The sequence below is a fragment of the Candidatus Oscillochloris fontis genome, assembly GCF_004138135.1.
Classification (GTDB): domain Bacteria; phylum Chloroflexota; class Chloroflexia; order Chloroflexales; family Chloroflexaceae; genus Oscillochloris; species Oscillochloris fontis.
This window is the reverse complement of the sequence record NZ_RYFD01000025.1, coordinates 56,544-65,878: the sequence shown is the minus strand read 5'-3', so window position 1 is coordinate 65,878 and position 9,335 is coordinate 56,544. Positions and strand designations below refer to the sequence as shown.

General features: G+C 61.1%; 5 protein-coding genes. 4 read left to right on the top strand and 1 reads right to left on the bottom strand.

Going from position 1 to position 9,335, the window contains the following annotated elements:
- The first annotated feature begins 81 nt into the window (after positions 1-81).
- The 3 genes from EKD03_RS10940 (at position 82) to EKD03_RS10930 (ending at position 2,273) form a co-directional block, all read left to right on the top strand.
- Positions 82-657 carry a substrate-binding periplasmic protein gene (locus EKD03_RS10940; RefSeq protein WP_238613488.1) on the top strand — a complete coding sequence of 192 codons (576 nt, stop codon included), beginning with the start codon at positions 82-84 and terminating at the stop codon, positions 655-657.
- 62 nt (positions 658-719) lie between these two features.
- A complete protein-coding gene (locus EKD03_RS10935) occupies positions 720-1,520 on the top strand; it encodes an amino acid ABC transporter permease (protein WP_129630501.1) in 801 nt (266 codons plus the stop codon).
- A 3-nt stretch (positions 1,521-1,523) separates the two neighbouring features.
- Positions 1,524-2,273 carry an amino acid ABC transporter ATP-binding protein gene (locus EKD03_RS10930; RefSeq protein WP_129630499.1) on the top strand — a complete coding sequence of 250 codons (750 nt, stop codon included), beginning with the start codon at positions 1,524-1,526 and terminating at the stop codon, positions 2,271-2,273.
- Between the two features lie 137 nt (positions 2,274-2,410).
- Here the strand turns inward: EKD03_RS10930 and EKD03_RS10925 are convergent, their stop codons facing one another.
- Complete coding sequence (locus EKD03_RS10925) at positions 2,411-3,328, bottom strand: FAD:protein FMN transferase (RefSeq protein WP_129630497.1); 918 nt, start codon at positions 3,326-3,328, stop codon at positions 2,411-2,413.
- Positions 3,329-3,511: 183 nt separating this feature from the next.
- Between EKD03_RS10925 and EKD03_RS10920 the strand changes: the two genes are divergently transcribed.
- Positions 3,512-9,034, top strand: coding sequence for an AMP-binding protein (locus EKD03_RS10920; protein ID WP_129630495.1), 5,523 nt, complete (start codon positions 3,512-3,514; stop codon positions 9,032-9,034).
- Positions 9,035-9,335: the final 301 nt, after the last annotated feature.

Sequence of the window (9,335 nt, the reverse complement as noted above, 5' to 3'; positions counted from 1 at the left end):
ATCGCTGCGGTTACGGCGTATTGGGCGAATCAGCCTGCCCCACAATTACTGCCTGCTGGGGGGGCGTGAACGGATACCTGCGTGCCGTCCTACCAGGAGGCTTCGTGGGAGGGGATCATCCAGGCCGTTGCCAACAATCAGTTTGATGCGGCAGCCGATGGCATCACCATCACCCCGGAGCGTGCCGAGCAGGTCGCCTTCTCCGATGGTTACATCCAGGTGAGCCAGCGCCTGATGGCGCGGGTGGGTGAGAGCCGTTTCACCAACATGGATGAGTTCATCGCCAACGCCGAGCTGCGTCTGGGCACCCAGACCGGCACCACCAACTATGAGACGGCAATCAAGTTGGTGCCTGAGGCGCGTATTCAAGCCTTCGAGCAATTCCCCTTCGCCGTCGCCGCGCTGATCAATGGTGATGTTGATGGCGTGCTGATGGACGAGACCGCCGGTCAGGGCTACATCGGCACCAACGCCGAGCAGATCGCCCTGATTGGTGAGCCGATCTCCAGCGATGCGCTGGGCTTCATCTTCCCCAAGGATAGCGACCTGGTTACCCCAGTCAACCTGGCCCTGGCGGAGATGCGGGCCAGTGGCAAGTTGGATGAGTTGGCGAAGAAGTACTTCAGCGCCGAGTTCAAGCTGCCAGGGAACGAGTAGCGTAGTGAACTTCCGGGAAGCTTACAGCTTCCCGGAAGCTTGGTTAATGAAGTGGAGCCACGATGGCCGTCGACCAAGACCAGATCATCACCCCCAAACGGGAGTTCGCCGGCCGCAGTAACCTCGTCGATCTCCCCTGGTGGTTCCTGATCATCCTGGGGATCATCGTCTTCATGGCGATTCGGATCATGACTGATCCGCTGCATCAGGGAATCTTCAACACTATCCTGCAAGGACTCGGCACTACCCTCTATGTAACGGCGGTCTCGTTTGTCTTCGCACTCATCTTCGGGCTGATTTTGGGGCTAGGCCGGGTCTCCTCCAATCCGATCATCCGCAATCTGACCATCACCTACATCGAGTTTATCCGTGGTGTGCCGATGCTGGTGCTGATCTTCACCATCTCGTTTGCGGTGGTGCCGCTCTTTGCACGCAGCTTTGGGTTGCCCAATAATACGATCTCGCTCACGACACGCGCCATTATCGCGCTGGTGTTGATCTATGGTGCCTACATTGCCGAGATCTTCCGCGCTGGAATCGAGTCGATCAGCCGGGGCCAGAGTGAGGCCGCCCGTTCGCTGGGCATGACCCGCGCCCAGGCGATGTTCTATGTCATTCTGCCCCAAGCGGTGCGCAATGTGATGCCTGCACTCGGTAATGACCTGATCGCGTTGCTCAAGGATACCTCGCTGGTTTCGGTGTTGGGGGTGCGCGAGATGACCCAAGTGGCGCGGCTTTCGGTCAGTACCACCTTTCGCTACGAAGAGACCTACTTTATTTTGACGCTCTTTTACCTGAGTATGACGCTGGTTCTCTCGCTGATTCTGCAATGGATACAGCGCCGGGTGGGCGCGAGGGGGTAAGTGATGAGCACACTTGTGGATGCGCCGATGATTCGTATTGAGGCGATCTCGAAATATTATGGTGCCTTCTGCGCCCTCGACACGGTCAGCCTGGATGTTCAGGCGGGTGAGGTGATGATGATCGTCGGCCCTTCGGGGTCGGGAAAATCCACCCTGCTGCGCTGTATCAACCGCCTGGAAGTACCCGACGCGGGCACGATCATGGTTGACGGGATCACAGTCAATAATAATGAGGCCCATATCAACGCAGTACGCGCCGAAGTGGGGATGGTCTTTCAGCGCTTTGAACTCTTCCCACACCTGACGGTGCTGGATAATATCTGCCTCGCGCAGCAGAAGGTACGCAAGCGCTCACGTCCGGAGAGCGAGCAGATCGCCTGGAAACTCTTGGAGAAGGTCGGTATCCCCGAACAAGCCCACAAACACCCAACGCAGCTTTCGGGTGGCCAGCAGCAGCGGGTGGCGATTGCGCGTTCACTAGCGATGCAACCCAAGGTGATGCTCTTTGATGAGCCAACCTCGGCACTCGATCCAGAGATGATCAAAGAGGTGCTGGATGTCATGCTCGATCTGGCCCGCGAAGGTATGACGATGGTAGTCGTCTCGCATGAGATGGGTTTTGCGCGCAACGCGGCGCATCAGGTGGTCTTTATGGATCAGGGGCGAATCATTGAGCAGGGGCCACCCAATCAGGTCTTCAGCCAGCCCACGCATGAGCGCACCAAGCTCTTCTTGTCGCGGATTCTCCACTAGCAAGAGTATATCGTTCTGACGCAAAGACGCAGAGGCGCAAAGTCTGCAACAAAACCTTTGCGTCCTTGCGCCTTTGCGTCAACATGAGATTTCTTTTACCCCAAGGGTGAACTGTTACGCGCCTTTGCGCCAACAAACTAACTGGTCTGGTAGAGATACTCCGCCCACCCCGGCGTGGTGATCTGGCTGCCATCCTCACGCAGGAGCATCCCGGCACAGCCGGGCCAACTGGCGATCTGTTCTAGCCCCGCCGCCTCCAGAATAAAGATCAACTTAGCCGCCACCTCCGCCGCCTGCGCCGAGGGGGCCACGGCACTCGCGGTGAGTGCGCTGCTCTGCGCAGGCCGCCCACTGCGCGGATCAATGATGTGGTGCTGCCAGCCCTCCGCCGTCTGCCAGCGGCGGTAGTCGCGCCCGGAGGTCGCCACACCACCGCCATGTAGGCTCAGCATCCCCAGGGTGGCATCGGGATTGAGCGGGTTATCAATCCCGATCAGCCAGGGGTGGCCACTGGCCATAGCGCCACTGATGGCAATATCGCCACCCGCATCAACCAGCGTTGGGCCATAGGGTGCCAGCCGCTGCACAACCTGATCCGCCGCCCAACCCTTGGCGATACCGCTCAGGTCAATCTGCACCCCTTCGGGAAGCCGAACCGCACGTAGTGATGCTTCCATCTCGATCTGACGCCAGTCAGGGGCGGGGGTGACGAGAGCAGGCGACGCCATCAATTGCGGGCCAGCCGCAAAATCACGGGTGTAGCCAACGGCATGCAGAGCGTGAAGAATAGTCGGCACCACCACCCCCGCACTGCGCTGGGCCGCCTCCAACGCGGCCTCTAAAACTAGCCAGAGGGTTTCGCTCACCGGTACCCAAAAGCCTGCATCGGTGTTGAGCAACGAGATCTCACTGTCGGGGCGGAAGCGACTGAGCGCCGCTTCCCAGGTGGCGAACCACTCTGGGACGTGGTGGAGGGCAGCGGCGGCTTCAGGATGTTCGCTATCAATGAGGGCGAGCATCTGGCAGCCCATGGCACGAAATTCAATGCGTTGCATAGGAGATCTTTGGATGTGAGAAGAAACCAGTAGGGGCGAAGCATCGCCCTCTAGATGCACGGGAACACGATCTGGGTTGGAGGGCGATGCTTCGCCCCTACGCGGATCACCCCTTGACACACCGGCCTGGGCTAGGTACGCTATACCCTACCTGCTCTGTATACCTGTTCGGAGGGATCAACGATGATCGAGACCGTGCCGCACTATTCGCCCCGTAGCCCCCGCACCAACCCGATTCGTTCGCGCGCCGATTGGGACGCGCAGCGAATGAGTGCCTTGGGTACCCCTGACCTCTTTCATGGATCAATCGCCCGTAGCACGATCCATTGGTACGATACAACCCTGGACGCCTGGATCATCTGGGATGAGACCCAGCAGCAGTGGCATGGCTTCGCAGCCCAGACCGGGCTGCCCGTCCATGTCCCCTATGGCCCCGACTATCTGCCGTGGCAGCGGACGCTCAATGCCGATGACCCGCCCTTCTACCGTTGGTTCGAGGGTGGCTTGACGAACGCCTGCTTCAATGAGGTAGACCGCCATGTGCTGCTCGGTTTTGGTGATGAGACCGCCTTCTTCTTCGAGGGCGACCGTTGGGATAGTAGTCTCAATGCGGGGCGCGGTGGCCCGGTGGTTCACGAGGCGGTCTCGCGCAAACGCCTGTTGTGGGAGGTGGTCAAGGCGGCCCAGGTGTTGCGCGATCTGGGTTTGCGGCGTGGCGACCGAATTGCGCTGAATATGCCCAATATTCTGCCTCAGATCTATTATACCGAAGCAGCGAAGCGACTTGGTATCATTTATACGCCAGTTTTCGGTGGGTTTAGTGACAAAACGCTCTCGGATCGCATCCATAACGCCGGGGCACGGGTGGTGATCACCTGCGATGGTGGCTACCGGAATGCCCAGGTGGTGGCCTACAAAGAGATCTATACCGATCAGGCACTCGATACCTATATTCCGGTTGAAGTCGCACTCCAGATCGTGCGCAAGGCGCTTGAGTCGAAGCGCATTGATACTTGGCATATTCAATCTATTGACGCCGCTGTACGTGAGGCCATCGGCAATGAGATTACCGTCGAACGCACCGATATTATGCGTGGGGTAGGGCAAGGGTTGGCGCGTCTGGCCGATCTTGATCCGGCGATGCAAGCCCAATTGCGCACGGTTATCGCCCAAGCGCTCGTGAATACCCCACCCCGGGTGGATGCGGTGGTGGTGGTGCGCCACACTGGCCAAGAGATCCTCTGGCGTGCCGACCGCGATGTGTGGAGCCACGATCTGTTGGATAAGGCAACCGAACAGATCCTCGCAACGGCCCGTGCGGCGGGTGTGGCGGTGAGCAGCGAGGCCGAGTTGCTGGCGCTGCCGACCGACCAGTTTGTGCGAGCGCTGTATGCGAGTACCCCCTGTCTGCCGGTGGATGCCGAGTTCCCACTCTTTATCATCTACACATCGGGGAGTACCGGCAAACCCAAGGGGGTAGTGCATGTCCACGCGGGCTATGTGGCGGGGCTAGTGCATACCCTGCGGGTCAGTTTCGACGCTGAGCCGGGTGATGTGATCTATGTCATCGCCGACCCCGGCTGGATCACCGGCCAGAGCTATATGATCACCGCCAGTTTGGCCTACCGGCTCACCGGCGTACTCACCGAAGGCTCACCGGTCTTCCCCTCGGCGGGACGCTATGCGAGTATCATCGAGCGCTACGGCGTACAGATCTTTAAGGCCGGTGTCACCTTCCTCAAGTCGGTGTTGAGTAACCCGCAGCATGTCGAGGACGTGCGCCAGTATCAGATGGCGAGCCTGCGCGTGGCCACCTTCTGCGCCGAGCCGGTCAGTCCGGCGGTACAGCAGTTCGGCATGGATCTGATGACGCCGCAATACATCAACTCCTACTGGGCCACCGAGCATGGCGGCATCGTCTGGACCCACTTCTATGGGAATGATGATTTCCCGCTACGTGCCGACGCGCATACCTACCCGTTGCCGTGGATTGCGGGTGATGTCTGGGTGGCGCAGCATGATACACACGGAGCGATCAGCTACCGGGTTGCGGAGTATGAAGAGAAGGGCGAGATTGTACTGACCGCGCCCTACCCCTACTTGGCGCGGACGATCTGGGGCGATGTGGCTGGGTTCCAGAACTGGATGCAGGCGGTGGAGCAGCAGCAACCCATCTCGGTGTGGCACGGCGATGCCGAGCGCTTTGTGCAGACCTACTGGCGGCGCGGGCCGCAGGGCGAGTGGGCCTATGTGCAGGGCGATTTTGCCATGAAGTACCCCGATGGCAGCTTCACCCTGCACGGGCGCTCCGATGATGTGATCAATGTCTCTGGCCACCGCATGGGCACCGAGGAGATCGAGGGGGCCATTCTGCGTGATCGCCAGATCACCCCCGATTCGCCGGTGGGCAACTGTATTGTGGTTGGCGCACCCCACCGCGAGAAGGGGCTGACCCCGTTGGCCTTCGTGGTGATGGCACCGGGGCAGCGGTTGACCAGCCAGGATCGCCAACGGTTGAATGAACTGGTACGCTCGGAGAAGGGCGTGGTGAGTGTGCCCGAAGATTATATCGAACTCTCGGCCTTCCCAGAGACGCGCAGCGGCAAGTATATGCGCCGCTTTGTGCGCGCGATGATGCTGGATGAGCCGTTGGGCGATACCACCACCCTACGCAATCCAGAGGTACTCGACGAGATCGCGGCCAAGATCAAGGTCTGGAAACTGCAACAGCAACTCACCGACGAACAGCAGTTACTCGAAACCTACCGCTACTTCCGCATCGAATACCACCCGGTCGCATGTGGCAATTCCACCCGCAAGTTAGCGCTAGTGACGATCAGCAACCCGCCGGTGAATGCGCTCAACGAGCGGGCGCTGGATGAACTCAACACGATCCTCGACCACCTGGCACGGCGGCACGATGTAGCAGCGGTGGTCTTTACCGGTGCAGGAACGCGCAGCTTTGTGGCCGGAGCCGATATTCGCCAGTTGCTCGAAGATGTGCATACCGTCGAAGAGGCGCTGGCGCTGCCCAACAATGCCCACTTGGCCTTCCGCAAGATCGAGCGCATGAACAAGCCATGCATCGCCGCGATCAATGGGGTAGCCCTAGGTGGCGGGTTGGAGTTCGCGTTGGCCTGCCACTACCGGGTGGCGGAAATCAGCGCCGAGTTTGGCCAGCCAGAGATCAACCTGCGCCTGCTCCCCGGCTATGGCGGAACCCAACGCCTGCCGCGTATCCTCCACACCCGCACGCGGGGCACCGGGTTGTTGCGGGCGCTGATCCTTATTCTGGGCGGACGCAACATCCCCGCCGAGGAGGCCCAGGAGATCGGGTTGGTGGATATGCTGGCCCACGGCGCAAATGATCCGCTCACGCTGGCATGTATGCTGGCACGCCGTTACATCACCGAAGATCCCGGTGATGCGCAGGCCCCAACGACAGAGCTAGGGCGTGCCTTTGTGGAACGTCAGCACCAGATGGCGGAGTGGATCAATCCACAACCCGGTTTTGTGAAGGATGAACTGGCCCACATCCTCGCCCACCCGGCGATTGAGCGCATCATCCGCCAAGCCCAAGCAACAGGACGGGGCAGCGCAGCCGCACGCTGTATCGAAGCGTTACGCTACGGGTTCACCCATGGGATTGAAGCCGGATTGCACCACGAGGCCCACCTCTTTGCTCAGGCGGTCGTAGACCCAGCGGGCGGTAAGGCGGGGATTCGCGCCTTCATGGAGAAGCAGAGCGCCCCACTGCCCACCCGCCGCCGCTTGGTTGATGCGACCCAAGAGCGGCTGCTGCGTGAGTGGAAGATGCTTCTCCCCGTCGGTGCGCCCTTCTTCCCCGCTGTGACGCCCCTCCCCACCTGGCAATACGCGCAGGCGGTAGTGCGCGACTCAGCAAGTGGGGCGGGTGCCCACGGCGACCCCATCCATGCCGAGCGCCAGATTGTCATCCCGGTGGAGACACCCGGCGCGAATCAGGCGTTGCTCTACATGTTGGCCAGCGAGGTCAATTTTAACGACATCTGGGCGATTACGGGCATCCCGGTGAGCCTCTTTGACGACCATGACCGCGACTGGCACGTGACCGGATCGGGCGGGGTGGGGCTGATTGCCGCGCTGGGCGAAGATGTGCGGCGTGAGGGGCGGCTCAAGGTAGGCGATCTGGTCGCGGTCTATGCGGGCCAGAGCAACCTCCTCTCGCCCATGGCCGGGCTTGATCCCATGGCAGCCGATTTTGTCATTCAGGGCTACAACACCCCCGACGGCTCACACCAGCAGTTTATGTTGGCCCAGGCTCCCCAGTGCCAACCGCTGCCTCCCGATATGAGCCTCGAAGCGGCGGGCAGTTTCATGCTCAACCTGGGAACGATCTACCGCGCCCTCTTCACCACCCTGCGTATCCAATCGGGGCGCAGCATCTTCATTGAGGGCGCGGCAACCGGCACCGGCTTGGACGCGGTGCGCACAGCAGTCCGCAACGGCATGGATGTGATCGGGCTGGTCAGTTCGCCCGAACGCGAGCAGACGCTACGCAAAGCCGGGGCACGCGGGGCGGTCAATCGGATGACCCCCGGCCTAGCCCACTGCTTCACCCGTGTCCCGGCTGATCCCGAACTCTGGTCGGCGTGGGAACAGGCCGGGCAGGCACTCGTGGCACGCTTCCGCGAGCAGAACAGCGGGCGGCTGGCCGACTATGCGATCTCGCATGCGGGCGAGACCGCCTTTCCGCGCAGTTTCCAACTCTTAGGCGAAGCGTATGCTGGCCACATCCCCACCCTGGCCTTCTATGGAGCCAGTAGTGGCTACCACTTCACCTTCATCGGCAAGGTGGGCACCTCGAACCCCGCCACCATGCTGCGGCGGGCGGCGCTGCACGCGGGCCAAGCGGTGGTGATCTACTACGGCATCCCCGACACCCGCATCACCCACGTTGATGTGCCGCCACCCTTTGAACTGATCGACTCATCAGGCTTAGAGGCCATCGAAGCTACCCGTGCGTTAGGCGCTCGCACGGTGGTGATCACCTACACCGACGCACAGCGCGAGTTTGTGCAGAGCCTGGGGTTTGGCAGCAGCCTACGCGGGGTGGTGAGCCTAGAGGAACTGCGGCGGCGGCTGGGGAGCGATTTCGAGTGGCCCAGAACGATGCCCGAACTGCCCGATTCCAAGGCCGACCCAGCGGGGCTGAAGGAGGCGGTGCGGCGCTTCAGTGAACTGACCTTCAAACCACTGGGGGCAGCGGTGGGCCACTACCTCCGCAGCGCCGACAATCCACGCGGCTACCCCGATCTGGTGATCGAGCGCGCCGGACACGATGCGCTGGCGGTGAGTGCCATGCTAGTGAAGCCCTTCACCGGGCGAATCATCTACTTTGAAGATCTGGGCGGGCGGCGCTACTCCTTCTTCGCCCCACAGATCTGGATGCGCCAGCGGCGCATTCTGATGCCCACCGCGAACATCTACGGTACCCACCTCTCCAACGCCTACGAGATTGTGCGTCTGAGCGACGAGATCAGCGCGGGGCAACTGAGCATCACCGAGCCAACCCTGGTGCCGTGGGAGGAACTGCGCGAGGCCCACCAGGCCATGTGGGAGAACCGCCACGCCGCCGCGACCTATGTGGTCAACCATGCGCTACCCACCGCCGGGTTGCGCACCAAGGACGAATTGTACGAGGCGTGGGAACGTCGCCTCGCATAGATGATCGGTTTTTACCGCCGAGAACGCGGAGGGGCGCAGAGGAACGGAACGGAGGGGCATGCGTTATTTATCCGCAGATTGCGCAGATTATTCCGGTTATTCACCGCCGAGAACGCGGAGGGGCGCAGAGGATGGCAGCATCCCAATGCGTCCCCCTCTGCGTTCCTCGGCGTCCTCGGCGGTTAAATAAGCCTACCGCAGGGAGACCTACAAACCAGTCCCCCTCTGCGTTCCTCGGCGTCCTCGGCGGTCAAATGAGGTTCACCTCCGTAACTGTTCACACTTGGGGTAAAGGAAGCTT